This is a genomic window from Janthinobacterium sp. KBS0711 (assembly GCF_000988085.1).
GTDB classification, from domain to species: Bacteria; Pseudomonadota; Gammaproteobacteria; order Burkholderiales; family Burkholderiaceae_D; genus Janthinobacterium; species Janthinobacterium lividum_E.
This window is the reverse complement of record NZ_LBCO01000035.1, coordinates 597,221-617,916: the sequence shown is the minus strand read 5'-3', so window position 1 is coordinate 617,916 and position 20,696 is coordinate 597,221. Positions and strand designations below refer to the sequence as shown.

The 20,696-nt window shown below is 63.2% G+C and carries 16 protein-coding genes; 13 read left to right on the top strand and 3 right to left on the bottom strand.

The genetic code is table 11. The annotated features are described in order from the left end of the window. From aceF to VM94_RS25930, 3 genes are all read left to right on the top strand, one after another. The coding region (gene aceF / locus VM94_RS25940) for a dihydrolipoyllysine-residue acetyltransferase (protein ID WP_235433020.1) at window positions 1-1,442 on the top strand (1,442 nt) is incomplete at its 5' end. Window positions 1,443-1,452: 10 nt separating this feature from the next. Then, window positions 1,453-3,243: a dihydrolipoyl dehydrogenase gene (lpdA, locus tag VM94_RS25935; RefSeq protein WP_046686020.1), complete on the top strand. Its 1,791-nt coding sequence runs from the start codon at window positions 1,453-1,455 to the stop codon at window positions 3,241-3,243. A gap of 523 nt (window positions 3,244-3,766) precedes the next feature. Beyond that, the gene (locus VM94_RS25930; RefSeq protein WP_046686019.1) at window positions 3,767-4,942 is read left to right on the top strand and encodes a hypothetical protein; all 1,176 of its coding nucleotides are present in this window, start codon (window positions 3,767-3,769) and stop codon (window positions 4,940-4,942) included. Window positions 4,943-4,950: 8 nt separating this feature from the next. Here the strand turns inward: VM94_RS25930 and VM94_RS25925 are convergent, their stop codons facing one another. Beyond that, window positions 4,951-5,670, bottom strand: a complete 720-nt coding sequence (locus tag VM94_RS25925) for a TetR/AcrR family transcriptional regulator (protein WP_046686018.1) — start codon at window positions 5,668-5,670, stop codon at window positions 4,951-4,953. A gap of 144 nt (window positions 5,671-5,814) precedes the next feature. On the opposite strand from VM94_RS25925, the gene VM94_RS25920 reads away from it, so the two are divergent. Genes VM94_RS25920 through VM94_RS25910 form a run of 3 tightly spaced genes read left to right on the top strand, consistent with a single transcriptional unit; the run spans window position 5,815 to window position 10,139 of the window. Further along, a complete protein-coding gene (locus VM94_RS25920; RefSeq protein WP_046686017.1) occupies window positions 5,815-7,008 on the top strand; it encodes an HlyD family secretion protein in 1,194 nt (397 codons plus the stop codon). A 6-nt stretch (window positions 7,009-7,014) separates the two neighbouring features. Beyond that, window positions 7,015-8,613, top strand: a complete 1,599-nt coding sequence (locus VM94_RS25915; RefSeq protein ID WP_034747410.1) for a DHA2 family efflux MFS transporter permease subunit — start codon at window positions 7,015-7,017, stop codon at window positions 8,611-8,613. 50 nt (window positions 8,614-8,663) lie between these two features. After that, a complete protein-coding gene (locus VM94_RS25910) occupies window positions 8,664-10,139 on the top strand; it encodes an efflux transporter outer membrane subunit (protein WP_046686277.1) in 1,476 nt (491 codons plus the stop codon). A 9-nt stretch (window positions 10,140-10,148) separates the two neighbouring features. Here VM94_RS25910 and VM94_RS25905 read toward each other — a convergent pair whose 3' ends face one another. Next, window positions 10,149-11,066 (bottom strand): LysR family transcriptional regulator, encoded by a 918-nt coding sequence (locus VM94_RS25905; protein ID WP_046686016.1) that lies wholly within the window; start codon window positions 11,064-11,066, stop codon window positions 10,149-10,151. A gap of 112 nt (window positions 11,067-11,178) precedes the next feature. On the opposite strand from VM94_RS25905, the gene VM94_RS25900 reads away from it, so the two are divergent. The 5 genes from VM94_RS25900 to VM94_RS25880 all read left to right on the top strand — a co-directional run bounded on the left by VM94_RS25900 (window position 11,179) and on the right by VM94_RS25880 (window position 16,762). Next, a complete protein-coding gene (locus VM94_RS25900; protein WP_046686015.1) occupies window positions 11,179-11,778 on the top strand; it encodes a short chain dehydrogenase in 600 nt (199 codons plus the stop codon). Window positions 11,779-11,891: 113 nt separating this feature from the next. After that, the gene (locus VM94_RS25895; protein WP_046686014.1) at window positions 11,892-13,613 is read left to right on the top strand and encodes a dipeptidyl-peptidase 3 family protein; all 1,722 of its coding nucleotides are present in this window, start codon (window positions 11,892-11,894) and stop codon (window positions 13,611-13,613) included. Window positions 13,614-13,764: 151 nt separating this feature from the next. Next, window positions 13,765-14,460 carry a hypothetical protein gene (locus tag VM94_RS25890; RefSeq protein ID WP_046686013.1) on the top strand — a complete coding sequence of 232 codons (696 nt, stop codon included), beginning with the start codon at window positions 13,765-13,767 and terminating at the stop codon, window positions 14,458-14,460. 104 nt (window positions 14,461-14,564) lie between these two features. Continuing rightward, window positions 14,565-15,296: a BON domain-containing protein gene (locus tag VM94_RS25885; RefSeq protein ID WP_046686012.1), complete on the top strand. Its 732-nt coding sequence runs from the start codon at window positions 14,565-14,567 to the stop codon at window positions 15,294-15,296. 173 nt (window positions 15,297-15,469) lie between these two features. Next, complete coding sequence (locus VM94_RS25880; protein WP_046686011.1) at window positions 15,470-16,762, top strand: MFS transporter; 1,293 nt, start codon at window positions 15,470-15,472, stop codon at window positions 16,760-16,762. Window positions 16,763-16,817: 55 nt separating this feature from the next. On the opposite strand, the gene VM94_RS25875 is transcribed toward VM94_RS25880, so the two are convergent. Further along, window positions 16,818-18,965, bottom strand: a complete 2,148-nt coding sequence (locus VM94_RS25875) for a dipeptidyl-peptidase 5 (protein WP_046686010.1) — start codon at window positions 18,963-18,965, stop codon at window positions 16,818-16,820. Window positions 18,966-19,139: 174 nt separating this feature from the next. Here VM94_RS25875 and VM94_RS28780 point away from each other — a divergent pair, with 174 nt between their 5' ends. Further along, window positions 19,140-20,186, top strand: coding sequence for a lysozyme inhibitor LprI family protein (locus tag VM94_RS28780; protein ID WP_082127911.1), 1,047 nt, complete (start codon window positions 19,140-19,142; stop codon window positions 20,184-20,186). 3 nt (window positions 20,187-20,189) lie between these two features. Beyond that, window positions 20,190-20,693 carry a hypothetical protein gene (locus tag VM94_RS25865; RefSeq protein ID WP_046686009.1) on the top strand — a complete coding sequence of 168 codons (504 nt, stop codon included), beginning with the start codon at window positions 20,190-20,192 and terminating at the stop codon, window positions 20,691-20,693. Window positions 20,694-20,696 lie beyond the last annotated feature (3 nt).

Below are 20,696 nucleotides of genomic sequence, written 5' to 3'. Positions count from 1 at the left end.
TGGCGGACGACGCCTCGGCGCCTGCGCCTGCCGCTGCCGCCCCGGCTGCAGCACCTGCCGCTGAAGCTGCACCTGCCGCCGCTCCTGCGGCCGCGCCAGCACCAGCCGCCCCTGCCAGCGCGCCGGCCCTGGTGGAAGTGACCGTACCCGATATCGGCGACTTCAAGGAAGTCGAAGTCATCGAACTGATGGTCAAGGTCGGCGACAGCATCAAGGTCGACCAGTCGCTGCTGACGGTGGAATCGGACAAGGCCAGCATGGAAATTCCGTCGAGCCACGCAGGTATCGTCAAGGAATTGAAAGTCAAGGTTGGCGACAAGGTTGCCAAGGGTTCGCTGGTGCTGGTCGTGGAAACGACCGGTGGCGCTGCTCCTGCTGCTGCCCCTGCCGCCGCGCCAGCGCAAGCCGCCGCAGCACCAGCCGCCGCCGTCGCTTCGGCACCGGCGCCTGCCGCAGCACCTGCTGCTGCCCCTGCCGCCGCTGCAGCTCCTGCCGTCAACGGCAAGCTGGCGCACGCGTCGCCATCGATCCGCAAGTTCGCGCGCGAACTGGGCGTGGACCTGACCCGCGTGGGCGGTTCCGGTCCGAAGGGCCGCATCACCCAGGAAGACGTGCAGAACTTCGTCAAGGGCGTGATGTCGGGCGCCGTCGCCGCGCCGAATGCGCCGGTCGCTGCCAAAGGCGGTTCGGGCGTGGGCCTGGATCTGTTGCCATGGCCGTCGCTGGACTTCAGCAAGTTCGGCACGACCGAATTGCTGCCGCTGTCGCGCATCAAGAAAATCTCGGGCCCGAATTTGCACCGCAACTGGGTCATGATCCCGCACGTCACGCAGTTCGACGAAGCGGACGTGACGGACCTGGAAGCGTTCCGCGTCGACACCAACGCGGCCAATGCGAAGAACAAGGATGCGGCCAAGCTGACCATGCTGGCCTTCGTCATCAAGGCTTCCGTCGCCGCGCTGAAAAAATTCCCCGCGTTTAACGCATCGCTCGACGCCAAGGGCGAGAACCTGATCCTCAAGCAGTACTACAACATCGGCTTTGCGGCCGACACGCCGAATGGCCTGGTGGTACCGGTGATCAAGGGCGCGGACCAGAAGTCGGTCTCGCAGATCGCCCGCGAAATGACGGAACTGTCGCTGCAGGCGCGCGAAGGCAAGCTGAAACCGGCCGACATGCAGGGCGCCAGCTTCACGATCTCGTCCCTGGGCGGCATCGGCGGCACGCACTTCACGCCTATCGTCAATGCGCCGGAAGTGGCGATCCTGGGCCTGTCGAAAGCCTCGATCAAGCCGGTATGGGATGGCAAGGCCTTCCAGCCACGTTTGATGATGGGCACCTCGCTGTCCTACGACCACCGCGTGGTCGATGGCGCGATGGGCGCGCGATTCTCCGTGTACCTCGGCGAAGTCCTGGCCGACATGCGCAAAATTCTGCTGTAAGGAGCGATTGATGAGCACAGTAGAGGTAAAAGTACCGAATATCGGCGACTTCAAGGAAGTCGAAGTCATCGAACTGATGGTCAAGGTCGGCGACACCATCAAGGTGGACCAGTCGTTGATCACCGTCGAATCGGACAAGGCCAGCATGGAGATTCCATCGACCCACGCCGGCGTCGTCAAGGAGTTGAAAGTCAAGGTCGGCGACAAGATCGCCGAAGGCAGCGCGCTGCTGGTGGTGGAAGCGCTTGACGGCGCTGCCGCTCCCGCAGCCGCACCGGCGGCCGCTCCCGCGCCTGCGGCGGCAGCTCCGGCTCCCGCAGCGGCGGCGCCAGCTGCGGCCGTTGCCGCCATCCCGGCCGGCAATTACAGCGGCCAGGTCGACATCGATGTCGACATGATGGTATTGGGCGGCGGTCCTGGCGGCTACTCGGCGGCGTTCCGCGCGGCCGACCTGGGCATGTCGACGGTCATCGTCGAGCGCTACGCCACTCTGGGCGGCGTGTGCCTGAACGTGGGCTGCATCCCGTCGAAAGCGCTGCTGCACGTCGCCTCCGTCATCGATGAAACGGCGCACATGTCCAACACGGGCGTGACGTTTGCCAAGCCGACCATCGACATCGACCAGGTACGCAAGTACAAGGAAGGCGTGATCTCGAACATGACGGGCGGTCTGGCCGGCATGGCCAAGGCGCGCAAGACGCAAGTGGTGACGGGCGTGGGCCAGTTCCTGTCCGCGAACCACATCGAAGTGACGGCAGGCGACGGCTCGAAAAAAGTCGTGCAGTTCAAGCAAGCCATCATCGCCGCCGGTTCATCTGTGGTGAAGCTGCCATTCGTGCCGGAAGACCCGCGCATCGTCGATTCGACGGGCGCGCTGGAATTGCGCCAGATCCCGAAACGCATGCTGGTCATCGGCGGCGGCATCATCGGCCTGGAAATGGCGACCGTCTATTCGACGTTTGGCGCGCGCATCGACGTGGTCGAAATGATGGATGGCCTGATGCAGGGCGCGGACCGCGACGCCGTCAAGGTGTGGCAGAAGTTCAACGAGAAGCGCTTCGACAACATCATGACCAAGACCAAGACGGTGGCCGTCGAGGCTCTGCCGGAAGGCATCAAGGTCACGTTTGAAGCTGCCGAAGCAGGTGCCACGGCACCGGCGCCGCAAGTCTACGACCTGGTATTGGTGGCCGTGGGCCGCAGCCCGAACGGCAAGAAGCTGGCCGCCGACAAGGCGGGCGTGCAAGTGACGGATCGCGGTTTCATCAACGTCGACAGTCAGATGCGCACCAACGTGCCGAACATCTTCGCCATCGGCGATCTGGTCGGCCAGCCGATGCTGGCGCACAAGGCCGTGCATGAAGCCCACGTGGCCGCCGAAGCGGCATCCGGCCAGAAGTCGCACTTCGACGTCAAGGTGATTCCATCGGTCGCCTACACGGATCCGGAAGTGGCATGGGCCGGCATCACGGAAGACGAAGCGAAAGCCAAGGGCATCAAGGTCGAGAAGGGCCACTTCCCTTGGGCAGCCTCGGGCCGCGCCGTGGCCAACGGCCGCGCCGAAGGCTTCACCAAGCTGCTGTTCGACGCTGAAACGCACCGCATCATCGGCGGCACCATCGTCGGCACGCATGCGGGCGACATGATTGGTGAAATCGCGCTGGCCATCGAAATGGGCTGCGACGGCACTGACATCGGCAAGACCATCCATCCGCACCCGACCCTGGGCGAATCGATCGGTATGGCCGCCGAAGTGTACGAAGGCGTGTGCACGGACTTGCCGCCGCCGCGCAAGCGCTGATGTTTTAGCGCTGTGTCGTAACACTAAAAACGCCGCAAGCGATTGCGGGGTTTTTTACTTTTCAACCATCGCCGGCACGCATGCGGGCGACAGGTGAACGATGAAGCGGCGAGACCGCGCTGGCCATCGAAATGGGTTACGACGGCACCGACATCGGCAAGACCATCCACCCGCACCCGACCCTGGGAGAGTCGATCGGCAGTTTGGCAAAAGCGCGCCGAAGTGTACGAAGGCGTGGGCACGGACTTGCCGCCGCCGCGAAAACGCTGATAAAGAGTTAACTTTCAGTATGAAAAACCGGGACACGTTCCCGGTTTTTTTATTTCCCTTGACCTGCGGCATGGTAAAACGTGGTGCAGCGGTGTCTTGTGAAAATTGGTGAGTATTGCCGTGTGGAAAAAGTGGCAGAATGGAGGTCTGTAACCATGTTTTTCTTGCTTCGACGGAAGCGTGTGATTTTTCCAGGAATGTTGCCAGCGTGGGATACGGTCAAATTCCGCTGTACTGAGAGAGCTTTGCAACGATGAAAAAATTTACCGCCCTTCATATTGCCGATGTCCGCTTGCGCCGGGCCGATGAGCAAGAGCAAGCCGTGATGCTGCATGCCTTGTACCAAGACGTGGCCGCTATCCTGGCGGCGGGCAAGCGGATCGATGCGATTTTCTTCACGGGCCAGCTGGTGGCGTCCGACGCCTGTGCCGGCACGACCCCCGTGTACGTCTACGAATACTTCCTGCGCCCCTTGCTGCAGGCGGCCAGCTTGCCCGGCGCGCGTTTCTACCTGGTGCCGGGCAGCCGCGCGCAGGGTGTCGCGGCTGCGGCGCTGGGCAATGCCGGCTTCAGCTTTTTCTCCGCCGACGAGCACGCCAGTGCCGAGCAGCGCGCGCACTACAAGAATATCCACGCCGTGTTCCATGGCCACCAGCATACGGGCGATGCCAGTTCACTGATGAAGTCGCTGGGCATTTTGTTCAAGAGCAATCCCGGCAGCCTGTACGGTGCGAATGGCCAGATGGCGGCGTTTTCCGTGCTCGAGTTCGGCACGGGCGAGGCCGCGGCCGATGGCGGCAGGGCGGGCACGCAATGGACGGTGTCTCTGCGCGAGTTCGATGACGTGAGCAAGAACTTCGCCCTGTCGGTGCTGTACACGCCGAATGGCCAGGAAACGGGGCAGGTGGATGCCGAATATGTGTTTGCCACCCTGCTGCCGCAGCTGGCAGGTGAGCGCGGCTATCTCGATGGCTTGCTGGGCAAGGCGGGCGCGCGGCAGCGCGTGGACGCCGGCGAGGCTGCCGATGCGCGCGAATTCCTGATCGAGCTGGCCTTCGTGATGTTCGAAGCCAAGAGCGTCTTCCTCAACGAGGCGGAGCTGGAACGCTTTGCCAGCGACTATTGCGGCGTGAAGGGCTGGAGCATGGCGGCAGGGGATTGGCTGGCGCCGTTGTATGCGCATGGCTTGCTGCTGCGGGCCGATGGCCAGGTGGCGTTCTCCTTCGATTACTTCCGCACATATTTCCTGGCACAACGCTTTGAAACCTCGTTCGACCTGATGCGCTATGGCCCGGACCGCTACGATGCAAGTGAGTCTTCGCTCAGTGTCGATGGCGCGTCGGCGGCCCAGCCCTTCCTGCGCGCGCTAGGCTTGAGCGATGAACATGCCAAAGCGGCGCTGCCGGAAGACTGCAGCCGCCCCGGCTGACCTGCGCGTCAGTCAGCCAGCGGCTGGCGCAGTGTGCCGTGCAGGAACAGGTCGAGACTGACGGCCACCTTGGCGCGCAATTGCGCCACGTCCGGTTGCGCCGGCGGCGGAAACAGCAGGCGCGACATCTGGTCGCCCAGCAGGCAATTGAGCAGGTGCAGCGACAGCATGGCCGGCGCCAGTTCCGCGCGAAACAGGGGCGCGATATCGGGGCGGCTGAAAAACCTCGTCAGCATCTCACGCGTCTGTCCCGGTCCCACCTTGTAAAACGTTTCCGCCAGTTCCGGGTGCGTGGCCGCCTCGGCCACCACCATGCGATTGAGGCGGATGGCCGCCGGCATGGTGACGAGCTGCACGAACAGCAGGCCGAACTCGCCCAGGATGGTGGGCAGGGGGCGCATATCCGTTTCCAGCGCCGGCATAGTCGAGAAATAGGCGGCGCGGCGCAGTTCCACCACGGCATTGAACAAGCCCGACTTGCCGCCAAACTTCACATAAATTGTGCGCACGGCCACATGGGCTTCGCGGGCGATCATTTCCAGGCTGACCTTTCCATACCCTTTTTCCAGAAACAGGCAGCCAGCCGTGTGCAGCAGGTTGTCCATGCGCGCTTCCATGTCGGCAGCGCGCGGGCGGCCGGCTGGCTTGCCGCAGCAGGAAAGCTCCTGGGCGTCGTCGTCGGATTCTTTATCGGTAGGCAAGGTATCGCTGAGGCCGGGATCGGACATGGTCTGGGTCTCTTTACAAGTTGGAAGGTAAGTGATGGCTCACACTGTAGTGCAAATTAAAATGAAATGCAATCGTTTCATTTCTTGACTTTGGCTTTTCTTTGCCCAATAATGAACCTATATCATTTCATTTCCGGAGCGAGTATGTCCAACCAGCCAGGCCAAGCAGAGCACAAAGTGCTGAGCGCCGTCCCACCCGCGGCTCCGGCCGCCCCTTCCGCGCCCGCCGCTTCCGCCAGCTCCGCACCCCCTAACAACCGTGTGAAAATCATCGCCGGCCTGATAGTCCTCGTGGCCCTGGGCGCCGGCGCGCGCATGTGGTACCGCAGCCACTATTTCGTGGAAACGGAAAACGCCTATGTGGCTGGCCATGTGCATCCCGTTTCGGCGCGCATTTCCGGCGTCGTCACCAAGGTCTTCATCGACGACAATCAAATGGTGAAAGAGGGCGACGTGATCGCCGAACTCGACCCGTTCGACCAGCGCGTGAAAACCGAGCAGATCGCCGCGCAGATCGCCAGCGCCGAGCAGCAAGTGCTGCAAGCGGACGCGCAGATCGCGCAAGTGCAGGCGCAAGCCAGTGGCGCCCAGGCGCAAGTGGCGCAAGCCGATGCGCAGCTGCTGCGCGCAAAACAGGATGCGGACCGTTATGGCCAGCTGTACACGAGCCAGATGAAAGCCGTGTCGAAAGCGGAACTCGACGCGGCCAATGCGGCCCGCTCGAGCGCCGTGGCCGACCTGGCCGCCCGCCGCGACAGCGCTTCGGCCGCCAAGGCGCAAATCGGTGCGGCGCAAGCTGCGCGCGACGTCGCCAAGGCGCAAGTGGCTGTATTGCGCGTGCAATTGAAGGACGCGGAACAGCAGTTGCAATACAACCGCATCCTGGCCCCTGTCGCCGGCCGCATCGGCAAGCGCAACGTGGAAACGGGCATGCGCGTGCAGCCTGGCCAGCAATTGACGGCCATCGTGCAAGACAACGTCTGGGTCACCGCCAACTTCAAGGAAACCCAATTGGCCGACCTGCACCGCGGCCAGAGCGTGCACGTGACCATCGACGCCATGCCGGGCAAGAAACTGGTGGGCACCGTGGACAGCTTCGCGCCAGCTTCGGGCGCGCAATTCGCCCTGCTGCCAGCCGATAACGCGACCGGCAACTTCACCAAGATCGTCCAGCGCGTGCCGGTGAAAATCGTCTTCCAGCCGGAAGACATCAAGGCCATGAATGGCCGCCTGGTGCCGGGCATGTCGGTGATCGCCGAAGTGGAAGTGAATCAGCCCGAGTCGGACAAGGCACCGCGCCACGCCGCCGCCCCCGCCGCCCAGTCCACCACGCGCTAAGCTTCCATGAGCAGCCCCTCCACCACGCTGGCGAAGCCGCCAGCGTTTCCCGTGATCGACGAGAAAGTCTCCGGGCGCACCTGGCTGGCGGTCGCCGCCGGCATGCTGGGCGCCTTCATGGCGGTGCTCGACATCCAGATCACCAACTCCTCGCTCAAGGATATCCTTGGCTCGCTGTCGGCCACCCAGGAAGAGGGCTCGTGGATTTCCACGGCCTACCTGGTGGCGGAAATTATCGTCATTCCCCTCACCGCGCTGCTGGCGCGCGTGTTCGGTCTGCGCACCTACATGATCGGCACCACCGCTTTCTTCCTGCTGTTCTCCACCCTGTGCGGCACGGCCTGGAACCTGGAAAGCATGATCGTCTTCCGCATGCTGCAGGGGTTCACGGGCGGCGCCCTGATCCCGATGGCGTTCACCCTGGTGATGCTCAAGCTGCCGCCGTCGAAGCGCGCCGTCGGCATGGCGATTTTCGGCCTGACGGCCACCCTGGCGCCAGCCATGGGCCCGACCCTGGGCGGGTATCTGAGCGAGCTGTATGGCTGGCCCTCGATTTTCTACATCAACTGGGTACCGGGCGTGCTGCTGATCGCCGGCATGATCTATGGCCTGGACAAGGAGCCGATGAAGCTCGAGATGTTCTGGAAAGCCGACTGGCTGGGCATCTTCTTCATGGCCCTGGGCCTCGGCTGCCTGACCATCTTCCTGGAAGAGGGCAACTCGAAGGACTGGTTCGACTCCGGTTTCATCATCGCTTTCGCCTCGCTGGCCCTGGTGGGCATCCTGGGCTGGGTCGTCACCAGCGCCACGCGCGCCGAACCGTTCGTCAACCTGGCCCTGTACGGCCAGCGCAATTTTTTAGTGGCCACCGTGCTGTCGGCCGTGACGGGCATGGGCCTGTATGGTTCGGCCTTTTTGCTGCCCCTGTTCCTGGGCCAGATCGCCGGCTACTCGCCGATGCAGATCGGTGAAGTCATCATGTGGGTAGGCTTGCCGCAGCTGTTCATCATGCCGTTTGTCGCCAAGCTGTCGTCGGTGGTGGACAACCGCATCCTGTGCTCGTTCGGTCTCTTGCTGTTTGGCGGCTCGTGCATGATGAATGCCTACATGGACGCGTCCACCGGCTACGACCAGCTGCTGTGGTCGCAGGTGGTGCGCGCGCTGGGCCAGCCCTTCGTCATGCTGACCCTGTCGAACTTCGCCATGAAGGGCATCGCGCCGAAGGACATGCCGTCCGCATCGAGCCTGTTCAACATGACGCGCAACCTGGGCGGCTCGATCGGTATCGCCCTGCTGGCCACGGCCCTGAGCACCCGCGAGCACTTCCACTCGCAGCGCCTGGGCGAAGCGATCAATGCGTATTCCAGCGCCACGCAGCTACGCATCGATCAGCTGACGTCCTCGTTCATGGCCAAGGGCTATGACGCCGTCACGGCCGGCAACCAGGCCTTGCAGGCGATCGACGGCATCGTGCGTCGCGAAGCGTATGTGATGGCTTACAACGATGGCTTCTTCCTGATCGGCGCCATCCTGCTGGCCTGCATCGTGCCCCTGTGGCTGGCCGACAAACTCAAAGCTCCCGGTGGCGGTGGCGGCGGTCATTGACCGCGCACAGCCCGCACGTGCAGCACATCAAGAACAAGAAGGTACACATCATGCAAACAGTATTGACGAAAATCGCGCTGGCCGCTTCCCTTGCCGTGGCGCTGTCCGCCTGCGGCACCGTGGGCCAGGATTTCACCGCGCCGGGCAATGTCGCCGGCGCCGACACCTTCCGCCACGGCGCGGCCGCGGCGGATGCCGCGCAGCTGCCCAAGGAGTGGTGGAGCATCTACGGCGACGCCACCCTGAACCGCCTCGAGCAAAGCGCACTGCAGGACAACCCGAGCGTCAAGGCGGCGGGCGAGCGCTTGCTGCAGGCGCTGGCGCAAAGCGGCACGGCGCGCGCCAACCAGGGCCCGAGCGTGAACGTCAGCACGGGGATCTCGAACTCGCGCACCTCGGCCAACACGTCGCAGGGCCTGGCCCTGGGCAACCGCTCCATCAGCGGCAATAATTTTTCGATCGGCGGCTCGCTGTCGTATGAAGTCGACTTGCTGGGCCGTGTAAAACGCATGGTCGAAGCAGCCGACTCGCAAGCCTTGGCGGCGCAGGCCGACCGCGACGGCGTGCTGCTGATGCTGTCGTCGCAAGTGGCCAGCAATTACTGGCAGCTGCGCGGACTCGATGCGGAAATGGCCATCCTGAATGGCGCGCTGGACACGCGCCGCGAATCGGCGCAGCTGGTCGAAGCGCGCTTCAACGCGGGCTTGACGAATGAGCTGGACCTGGCGCGCGCGAAGGTCGAGCTGTCGAACGCGCAGGCCGACCTGCATGAAGTCAAGCGCCAGCGCAACCAGCTGGAAAACAGCCTGGCCATCCTGACGGGCAAGCCGCCGTCGGCGCTGCAATTGCCGGTGGCGGCCGATCCGTCCGTCTTGCCGCTGCCGCCGGTCATCCCTGTCGGCTTGCCCGCCAGCCTGCTGGCGCACCGCCCGGACCTCGTTTCCAGCGTGGCGGGCTTGCGCGCGGCGAATGCGCAAGTGGGCGTGGCCGAAGGCGCGTTTTATCCGTCGCTGCAATTGACGGGCAATTTCGGCTATGCGTCGGAAAAGCTACGCGACCTGGCGCAGGGCGGTTCGCGCCAGTTCAGCTTTGGTCCGCTGGCCCTGTCCCTGCCGATCTTCGACGGTGGTCGCAACCAGGCCAATCTTGACCTGTCCAAGGCGCGCTATGCGGAAGCCGTGGCGAACCATGAAACGAAGCTCTTGACGGCCTTGCGCGAAGTGGAAGATGCGCTGTCCGACGTGGAGCAGCGCCAGTTGCAGGGCGACGCCCAGGCCCTGTCGCAGGAAGCGGCGGCGCGCGCCTACCTGGTGGCGCGCACGCGCTACGAGCGCGGTATCTCGACCTACCTGGACGTCACCGATGCGCAGCGCAGTTCGCTGGCAGCGGACCGCGCCGCCGCGCAGATCAAGACCCAGCGTCTGCTGGCAACGGTCGCCGTGGCCCGCTCCCTGGGTGCCGGCTGGCAGCCGGACGGCGAGCTGGCCAAGCTGGCTTCCGCGCCATCGACCGTCAAGGCGAACTAGGTACGACGATTACGTGAGCGTGGCCGGTGGCGGTGTCGCCGCCGGCCCGTAGCGTTCCAGCAGAAAATCGATGAAGGTCGTCAGCTTCGGCGTGGGCTGGCGGTCGCGCGGATACAGCACATGCATCAGGCGCGGCGCCGGCACGTAGTCGGCCAGCAGCGGCACCAGCCTCCCCGCCGCGATATCGTCGGCCAGCAAAATCTCCGCCTGCATGACGATGCCGAAGCCGTGCAGGGCCGCCATGCGCAGCGCCTGCCCATTGTTCGAGCGGAAGCGGCTTTCGGCCGCAGCGCCATCGTGGCGCGCTTCCTTGCCGCTCAGACGCCAGCGCATGTGGCGCGACCACTGCATGAAATCCACGCATTCGTGCCGCGCCAGGTCGTCCGGCGTGCGCGGCGTGCCGTGCTTAGCCAGGTAGGCGGGCGAGGCGCAGATGACCATCGCATAGGGACGCAAGGGCCGCGCCACCATGCCGGAATCTTCCAGCTTGCCGATGCGGATGGCCGCATCGAAGCCTTCCTCCACCAGGTCCACCATCCTGTCATTCAAATTGAGTTCCAGGCTCACGTCCGGGTAGGCCGTCAGATAGTCGGCCATCAGCGGCGCGATGCATTCGCTGCCGAAGGACACGGGCGCCGTGATCTTCAGCTTGCCGCGCGGCGTGGCGCGCATCGCTTCCGCGCCCGTTTCGGCCGCCGCGATCTGCGCCAGGATCTGGCGGCACTGGTCCACGTATTGCCGGCCGATTTCCGTCAGACTTTGCCGCCGTGTCGTACGCGCCAGCAGGCGCGCACCCAGCCGCTCTTCCAGCTGCTTGATGTGCTTGCCCACCATCACGGGAGAGATGCGGAAGGTGTCGGCGGCCGCCGTGAAACTGCCCTGGTCGACGACGGACACAAAGATTTCCATGCTGCGCAATTTATCCATGGGCACCTGATTGAAAACTACAGATTAGTAATCTTGTAAATTCTAGCGCATTTATTCCTTTTTGGAAGCGGCGCATACTGGCTGCATCGTTCAACCCACACAAGGAAGCAGCATGAAAATCGTCATCATCGGCGCCAGCGGCACCATCGGCAAGGCCGTCACCGCACAACTGGCGCAACGCCATGAAATCATCGAAGTGGGCAGCCGCACGGGCACGCACCAGGCCGACATGGGCGACATCGCGCAAGTGCGCGCCCTGTTCAAGCGCATTGGCAAGGTCGACGCCGTCGTCGTCACGGCCGGCAAGCTGCACTTCGGCCCGCTGGCCGAATTCACGCCTGAACAGTTCCAGCTGGGCCTGGACAGCAAGCTGATGGGCCAGGTCAACGTGGCGCTGGTGGCGCAGGAATACCTGAACGACGGCGGTTCGATTACCTTGACCAGCGGCATCGTGGCCGAGCAGCCTATCCGCTTCGGTGCGGCCGCCAGCATGACGAATGCGGCCGTGGAAGGTTTTGTAAGGGGGGCCGCCATCGAACTGGCGCGCGGCGTGCGCATCAATGCCGTCAGCCCCACGGTGCTGGAAGAATCGCTGGAAGCGTATGGACCCTTCTTCTACGGCTTCGAACCGGCCGCCGCCAGCAGAGTGGCGCTGGCCTACAGCCGCAGCGTGGAGGGGGCGCAGACGGGGCAGGTGTACAAGGTCTGGTAAGCGGCTTGCCATGCCATGGGGCAGGTGGGACAATCGCAGGCTGAGCAAGAAAGCGGTAGCGCGCCATCCGCGCCATCCGCTTTTTTTCCGAGAAAAATCCAACCGAGACCTCCATGAAAAAACTCCTGATTCCCCTGCTGATGGCTGCCGCCGTCGGCAGCGCCTGCGCCGCAACGCCGGCAGCCCCGGCCACCGCGCAACAACTGGCGGCCATGAGCGCCCGCTACGCACCCGTCGCGCTGACGGCCGATGTCACGCACCTGTCCGCGGGCGACCGCCAGGCCATCGCCAAGCTGGTCGAGGCGGCCAAGCTGGTCGACGTGCTGCAACTGCGCCAGCGCTGGTCCGGCAATGAAGCGCTGTGGGCTGCATTGAAGAAGGACAAGTCGGCCCTGGGCCAGGCCCGCCTGAATTATTTCTGGATCAACAAGGGACCATGGTCGGTCCTCGACGCGCATGCCTCGTTCATGCCGGCCAGCTATGCCGGCATCGCCATTCCCGCGCACAAGCCGGAAGCGGGCAATTTCTATCCGCAGGGCGCCACCAAGGCCAGCCTGGAAACGTGGATGAATGGTTTGTCGCCAGAGGACAAGCAGCAGGCGCAATGGTTCTTCACGACGATTCGCGCGGGCAAGGATGGCAAATACCAGACCGTCAAGTATTCGGACGAATACAAGGTGGAACTCAAGCAACTGGCCAAGCTGCTCGACGAGGCGGCCGCCGCCACGGACAACGCTTCCCTGAAGAAATTTCTCACCCTGCGCGCCAAGGCCTTCCTCGACAACGACTATCTGCCGTCCGACTTCGCCTGGATGGACCTCGATTCGCCCGTCGACATCACCATCGGCCCGTATGAAACGTATAACGACGAGCTGTTTGGCTACAAGGCCGCGTTCGAGGCCTACGTGAACATCCGCGACCACGCGGAAACGCAAAAGCTGAACTTCTTCGCCAAGCACATGCAGGAGCTGGAAGACAATCTGCCGCTCGACGCCCAGTACCGCAACCCGAAAGTGGGCGCGCTGGCGCCGATGGTGGTGGTCAACCAGGTGTATGGCGCCGGCGACGGCAATATGGCCGTGCAAACGGCTGCCTACAACTTGCCGAACGACGAGCGCATCATCAGCGCGCGCGGCTCCAAGCGCGTCATGTTGAAAAACGTGCAGGAAGCCAAGTTCAAGGCCACCCTGACGCCGATCTCGAAACTGGTGCTGACGCCCGAAGCGCAGCAGGACGTCGATTTCAATTCCTTCTTCACGCACATCCTCGCGCATGAAATCATGCACGGCCTGGGCCCGCACGCCACCACCGTTGACGGCAAGCCATCGACGCCGCGCCAGGACTTGAAGGAAGCGTATTCGACCATCGAAGAAGCCAAGGCCGATATCACGGGCCTGTTCGCGCTGCGCTACATGATGGACAAGGGGCAACTCAAGGACACCTTGGGCCAGGGCGACGTGGCCGAGCGCAAGCTGTACAACACCTTCCTCGCCTCGGGCTTTCGCACCCTGCATTTCGGCCTGACGGATTCGCACGCGCGCGGCATGGCCATCCAGATGAATTACATCCTCGACAAGGGCGGTTTTGTGTCGCTGGGCGATGGCAAGTTCGGCGTCGATTTTGCCAAGATCAAGCAGGCCGTGATCGACCTGGACCGTGAGTTCTTGAGCATCGAGGCGACGGGCGACTATGCGCGCGCGAAAGACCTGATGACCAAGTACGTGGTGATCCGCCCCGAAGTGCAAGTGGCGCTCGACAAGATGAAGGCCGTGCCCAACGATATCCGCCCGGAATTCGTCACGGCGCGTGCGCTGGACAAGGCGGCGAAGAAATAAGCCTGAGCTTGACTATTGTCAGCCTGGAAAGCCGGCGCACTGCGCCGGTTTTTTTTCGTCTTTATTTATGAATAGTTGCCAGTTTTTCCTTGTGGAAATATTTTCACCGCTTACTCTGCAGTGGTAAATCCCCATTTTTCCTGTTGATCCCATGTTGAAACTATTCTCGCTGTTGTGCGTGTGCCTTGCCTTGCCTGCCGTGGCTGCCGCCCAGCTCACCGATCTGGAAACCCGCTGGCTGCAGGCGGGCCAACCCGTCATCGCGTTTGCACGTGCGCAAGGCTTGCCCATCGATATCATCGTGCAGCCGCAGGATGCGCCCGGCGCCGTGCCGCTGGCGCTGGGTTACGAGGCAGGGCGTTGCAAGCTGGTGCTGTCCTTGCGCGGCAATGCGCAGGCGGACAGTGTCTTGCAGGGCGTGCCGGCCGCGCGCCACGGCCTGATGATGGAAGCGATGACGGCGCATGAGATCGGCCACTGCCAGCGCTATGCGCAGGGCGACTGGCATGCCTTGCCACGCGGCTTTGTCGAGCCGCGCAGCATGCAGATAGGCAAGTTGACACCCCTGGTGCAGGAGTTGCGCGAGACGCGCCGCGAAGAGGGCTATGCGGACCTGGTGGCCCTGGCCTGGATGCATGGCCGCCACCCGGGGCAGTACCAGGATGTGCTGGCCTGGATGCGCGGCGTACGGGTCAGCGGCGAGGTTGCGGGCGGCGGTGCAGGCGGTTCCCACGCCACGCAAGGCTGGCTGGCGCTGGCCGATGGCGCGGGTGTATTTGATGGGTCCGCTTCAATATTTGAACAGGCGCAAGTATTGTGGCGAAAGGGCTTGAGCGGCGACAAATAAACGCTGATTTTTATGTGAATGGAGTGTCAGCGTGTGCTGTCGCACGGAGCTTTGCTTCCGGCAGGGGTCTAATCTGGGCATCAACTAACCAGAGAGGAACCATCATGAACAAAATGATCGCACTCATGCTGGCCGCCAGTGCCAGCGCCCTGCTTGCCGCCACGCCAGCGTATGCGCAGGATGCCTCGTACAAGAGTTTGACGGACAAGGCAACGGCCGACTACAAGCAGGCCAAGGCCGCCTGCGACGCCCAGAGCGGCAACGCGAAAAAAGTCTGCGTGGAAGAAGCCAAGGTGGCGCGCGCCAAGGCCGACTCGGATGCCGTGGCGCAATACCGCAACACGCCGCGCGAACTGGGCAAGGCCCGCAAGGACGTCGCCAATGCCGAGTATGACCTGGCCAAGGCCAAATGCGGCGACCGCACGGGGGCCGAGAAAACCACGTGCATGAACGATGCCAAGGCAGCGAAAACGGCGGCGCTGGCCGACGCGAATACGGGCGCCAGGGATGGCGCCAACGTGGCGCAAAATCCACCCGCCACGACGAAGGAAAACTGCGACGCCATGGATGCGACGGCCAAGGCCGCCTGCGTGACGCGCAACGCGGCAGGCAGCACCAAGACGGCCGTGGCCGACTCCGTCATCACCACCAAGATCAAGGCCGACCTCGTCAAGGACAACGACTTGAAAGCGCTCGACGTGCATGTGGAAACGGTGAACGGCGTCGTCATGCTCAGCGGCTTCGTGCCATCCCAGGCGCAAGTGCAGAAAGCCGCTGACCTAGCCCGTGGCGTGGAAGGCGTGACGGATGTGAAGAATGGCTTGAAGGTGAAATAAGCGAAGCGCATTCTGTAATGCGCTAAAGCGAGGACTGGAGCCGCACACGGCAGTGTGGTTCCAGTCTCTTTTTGATTGTATAAATTACGATCATAATATAACATGAGAAAATCCCGTCGGCTGGCGCTGATCGGCATCCACTCTTTCTCTTCACTCTTTCTCATGAGGACTGCATGCTTTCCTATCCCTTTTCGCAATGGCTGGAGCGGCGCGGCGTGCACTTTGCCTGGGTCATCGTCGCCATCACTTTCCTCACGGCCTTGACCTCGTCCGCCGCGCTGGGCTTGCCGGGTGCGCTGATGCAGCCCTTGAGTCGCGAATTCGGCTGGGATGCCGAGCAGATTTCCTCGGCCCTGGCCGTGCGCTTCGTGCTGTTCGGTTTGATGGGGCCGTTTGCCGCCATCCTGATGGAGCGTTTCGGCTTGCGCAATGTCATCTGCGTGGCCCTGGGCCTGATCGCAGCGGGCATGCTGCTGGCCACGCGCATGACGCAGTTCTGGCACCTGGTAGCCTTGTGGGGCATTTTGCTGGGTCTCGGCTCGGGCATGACGGCGCTGGTCTTGAGCGCCGTGGTGGCCAACCGCTGGTTCGAGACGCACCGGGGCCTGGTGGTGGGCGTGCTGACGGCCAGTTCGGCCACGGGCCAGTTGCTGTTCCTGCCCGTGGGCGCCTGGCTGATCGAGCACTACGGCTGGCGCACGGCCGTCATGCCCGTGTTCGCCGCCTGTGCCATCGTCGCCGTGCTGGCCTTCCTGTGCATGCGCAACCGCCCGCAGGATATCGCCTTGCGTCCCTACGGCGCCGATCCGGCCACGCCTTTGGTGGCGCCAGTGGCCGCAAAAATGACGTTTGCCACGCCGTTCGTGATCCTGCGCAGCGTGGCTTCCAATCGCACCTTCTGGATACTCTTCGGCACCTTTTTCATCTGCGGCCTCAGCACCAATGGCTTGATACAGACGCATTTCATTTCCCTGTGCGGCGACTCGGGCTTGTCCGCCGTACCTGCCGCGTCCGTGCTGGCCATGATGGGTGCGTTCGACCTGTTCGGCACGATCCTGTCCGGCTGGCTGTCGGACCGCTATGACAACCGCAAACTGCTGTTCTGGTACTACGGCTTGCGTGGCTTGTCCCTGTTCTGGCTGCCGTATTCGGAATTCACCCTGTACGGCCTGTCCCTGTTCGCCATGTTCTACGGCCTGGACTGGATCGCCACCGTGCCGCCGACCGTGAAACTGGTGGGCGCCACGTTCGGCCGGGAGCGGGCGGGCATGGTGTTCGGCTGGATCTTCGCCGGCCACCAGCTGGGCGCCGCCGTGGCCGCCTATGGTGCGGGCCGCATCCGCACCCTGATGCTGACCTACAACCCGGCCCTGTTCGCGGCCGGCGCCGCCTGCCTCGTGGCCGCGCTGATGGTGCTGGCGATTCAGCGCCAGAAGGTGATCGCACCCGCCGCGCAAGCGGCATGAAAAAAGCCAGGCCCGCATGCGCGGAGCCTGGCTTTTCAAGAAGCTTGCAGCGTGATTATTTCAAGTACTTGGCCAGCCAGCCCTCTACTTCGCTATAGAAGAAGCGGCTGTTCTCGCCCTTCAAAATCCAGTGGTTTTCGTCCGGGAACACGAGCAATTTCGCCGGCACGTTCAGGCGTTGTTGCACGGCAAAGTTCATCAGTGCATTGTTGGCCGGCACGCGGTAGTCGAGTTCGCCCACGGTGATCAGGATCGGTGTCGTGAAACCCGTGCCTTTTTCGTGGTTGCCCGCTTGCATGATGGGGCTTTGGTCGCGCCACACGGGCAGGTTCGACCAGACGGGGCCGCCCGCATTCGTTTCACGGCCGAAACCGCCATCGCTGGTGCCCCACTGCATGATCAGATCCATTTCACCCGCGTGCGAGACGATGGCCTTGTAGCGCGTGGTCGTCGCTTGCAGCCAGTTGGCCAGGTGGCCGCCATAGCTGGCGCCGCCGGCGGCCAGTTTCGTGCTGTCGATGAACGGATATTTCTTGATGGCTTCATCGACGCCCTGGTTGACTTCATCGCCCGGACCCTTCAAGGGGTCGAACTGGATCGAGCGCGAGAATTCCTCGCCATAGCCGGTGGAACCCTTGTAGTCGGTCAGCAGCACGACATAGCCTGGCTTGGCCAGCAAATGATAGTTCCAGCGCAGCACGAACTGGTCGCGCCACATGCTGGCCGCGCCGCCATGGATGACGGTAAACAGCGGGTATTTCTTGTTCGGATCGAAGTTGGCCGGCTTGACGAGCATGTTATGGATCTGGCGGCCGTCGGCCGTTGTGAACCAGAAATGCTCGGGCGCCTGCCAGTCGATTTTATCGGCCTTGTCCGTGTTGAAGGCCGTCAGCCGCTTCGGCTGCTTGCTGTTGAAGGCGTAGATTTCCGGCGGGTTGATGGACGACTCCCACACGCCGACCAGGGCATTGCCGCCGCTGCTCAGCGAATTGATGGTGCCCGTCGGCAAGGATGTCTCCTCGCGCACGTCGCCGCCTTTGGCGTCGATCGAATACAGTTTTTCCAGACCCGCATGTTCATAGCTGAAGATAACGCGCTTGCCGCCTTCGGGCAGCACGAAGCGGGAAATCGAGCGGTCCAGCTTGGCCGTCAATATCGTCGGTGCCGGATTGCTCATCGGCCAGGCGAAACTGGCCAGGCGCTTCACGTCATACACCTTGCCTGGCGTTTCCGCGTCGCTTAGGGCGAACAGGGTCTTGCCGTCGGCCGCGAATTTCAGGCTGCCATAGCTGTGCTTGTCTTGCGTCAGGCGCTGCGCTTCGCCGCCCGCCACAGGCAGCAAATACAGTTGCGAAACGACGGCTTCGCGCTGGGCCGCATCGCGGTTGGTGGCCGCGTTGAAGACGACGGCCTTGCCGTCCGGCGTCCAGACGGCGTCCAAGGATTGTCCCTCGTCGCCCTGGCCGCCGCCAAAGCCCGGCAAGGCAACCAGTTGCGTGCCCGACAGGATGTCGCGCGGCTTGGCGTCCGCTTGCGCATCAACGACGAACAGGCGTACCTGCTTGTCGGTCAGCCACTTGTCGAAATAGCGGGGCGCCGTCGTTTCATACGAGCGGGCGCTGACTTTGCGCTCCTTGCGCTCTTTCGCGCTTTGCTTGACGTCGGCTTCCGTCTTGTTGCCTGGATAGATGTCGCTGATGAACAGCAATTGCTTGCCATCCGGACTCCATTTCGGCATGCGCGCGCCCATGGTCAAGCTCGTCAACCGTTGCGCTTCGCCGCCGGCTGCCACGTCGAGGCGGTAAATCTGGCCCGCTTCATCGCCATCGCGCTTGGCAACGAAGACCAGCTGGCGGCTGTCCGGCGACCAGGCCACGGCGCTTTCGCCACTTTTGGAATACGTCAGGCGCCGCGCGGGGCTGTCGTCGCCAAGGGACTTGATCCACAGGTCCGACCATTGCTCCTTGCTATCGTAGGCGCTGTCGACCACGGAAAACACGGCCCACTTTCCATCGGGGCTGGCGACGGGCGCGCCCACCCGTTTCATCAGCCACACGTCTTCATGCGTGATGGCGTGTTTGGCTTGCGTTTGCGTGGCGACAACTGCGGTGGTGGCCTTGGTATCGGCGGCATGGGCAAGCGAGGCGCAGGCCGCTGCGATCAGCAGGGAGCCGAGGGAACGGCGAAGACGGGGTGAGGTCATGGGCGTGGTCCGGAGTAGTGAAAAAAGTACAGCGGGCAACATTATTGCCCATGCTTTCCCCACTGCCAAGGCTGTGTACCGTTACTTACCAGGCGGGATGGCAACGTATCGCGCGGGTGCGCCATGGCTGATCAGTTAAACTTGTTCTTTTACTGACGCTACCTTTGGCCGGCCATGAAAATTAGTCTACCCTTATTGAAAACGATATTGCTGGGCGCAAGCTGCCTGCTGGCCGCCCCGGGTTTTGCCGCCGCGCCCGCTCCCTACCCGAATACGAGCGCCATGGGCGTGGGGCACGCGGAAAGCACGGCCTGGTATGCGGGCTGCCTGAAGGTCAAGGATGCGGCGCCGCCGCCGGCCGACCTGCCGGCGCCATCGGCGGTGGCGTCCCTGCAGCAATGCCAGGCAACGGACCTGTATTACGATACCAAGAGTATGTCCGCGCCCAAGCCGGCCGACTGGCGTCCCGTGCGCCATTGCGCCATGGCCACGCAAAACAGCGCCGTCCTGATGATGCTGTACCAGAATGGACAGGGTGTGCAAAAAGACCCGTTGCTGGCGCTAAAGTATGCGTGCAGCATCGATGCGGCGCCGGCCGAAATGCGCGGCCGTATCGAGCACTTGCAGCAGATCAATGCCAGCGGACGCGGCATGATCGATTTGTGCGACGACATCACGAGCGGCTACATGATGGGTGTGTGCAGCGCCATCGATGCGCGCCAGAAACAAAGAGTGCGCGGACAGGCGACAGCCAAAGTCAGCGAAGCAATGCCGGCCGCGGCGCAAGCGTCGCTGCAAAAGCTGCAGGCGGCAGCAAGCAAGTTTGCCGATGCGCGCGCGGCCAATGAAACGGACTTGAGCGGCACGGCGCGCGCCGCCCTGAGCATCGCCGCCCGCACGGCCGAGCTCGATTTGCTGGCGCACGATTTGCGCGAATACGAAGCCGGCAAGCTGCCAGCCGCCGTGTCCAAAGAGCAGGCGGCGGCGCTCGACAAGGAGCTCAACGCCATCTACGGCAAGCTCATGAAAAAGCCGGCGCAAACCCATGCGGGCGCCGTAAGCAAGGATGGCATCCGCGCCACCCAGCGCCTGTGGCTGGCCTACCGCGATGCCTGGATGAACTTTGGCGCCGTGCGCTACCCATCCGTGACGAGCGCAACCTGGGCGGCCATGCTGACGTCGCGGCGCAATGTGCAACTGCAGGATTTGCTGGAGAATTGAAACATGCGGGAAGCGTACTACCACGAAGACGATTTTTGCATGATCGAACTGCTGCCGCTGGATAACTTGCAGCACTGTCTGACGCAGATGGGCGAGCAAGAGGCGTTTGCCGACGCGCACCGCAGCGGCGCCGGCTGGACGCAGATGTACGTGCCCGAGGCGCCGCCGTCGCAGATGGGCGCGCTGGGCCTCACGGCGGATCAGCTGCGGCTGGCGCTGGCGGACGTCTTGCCGCCGTATGACGCCGTTTACACGGGTTACAGCACCTACCGAGTGGAATGCAAGAACGTGCTGGCCTTTGGCGGCGAGAAGACGGAGACCTTGTTTGCCGGCCTGGACGACAAGGGCATCGTGTGCGACCTGTGGTGCAGCGACGCCATGCCCGAGCTGTTGCTGCTGCCCTTGAAAGAGCGTTTGCTGCTGGCGGACTGGGGCGCGGGGTTTGCGTGTCCCTTGGCCGATGGGGAACTGTTTGCCCGCTATCTGCAGGAATACGAACTCGATTAGCGT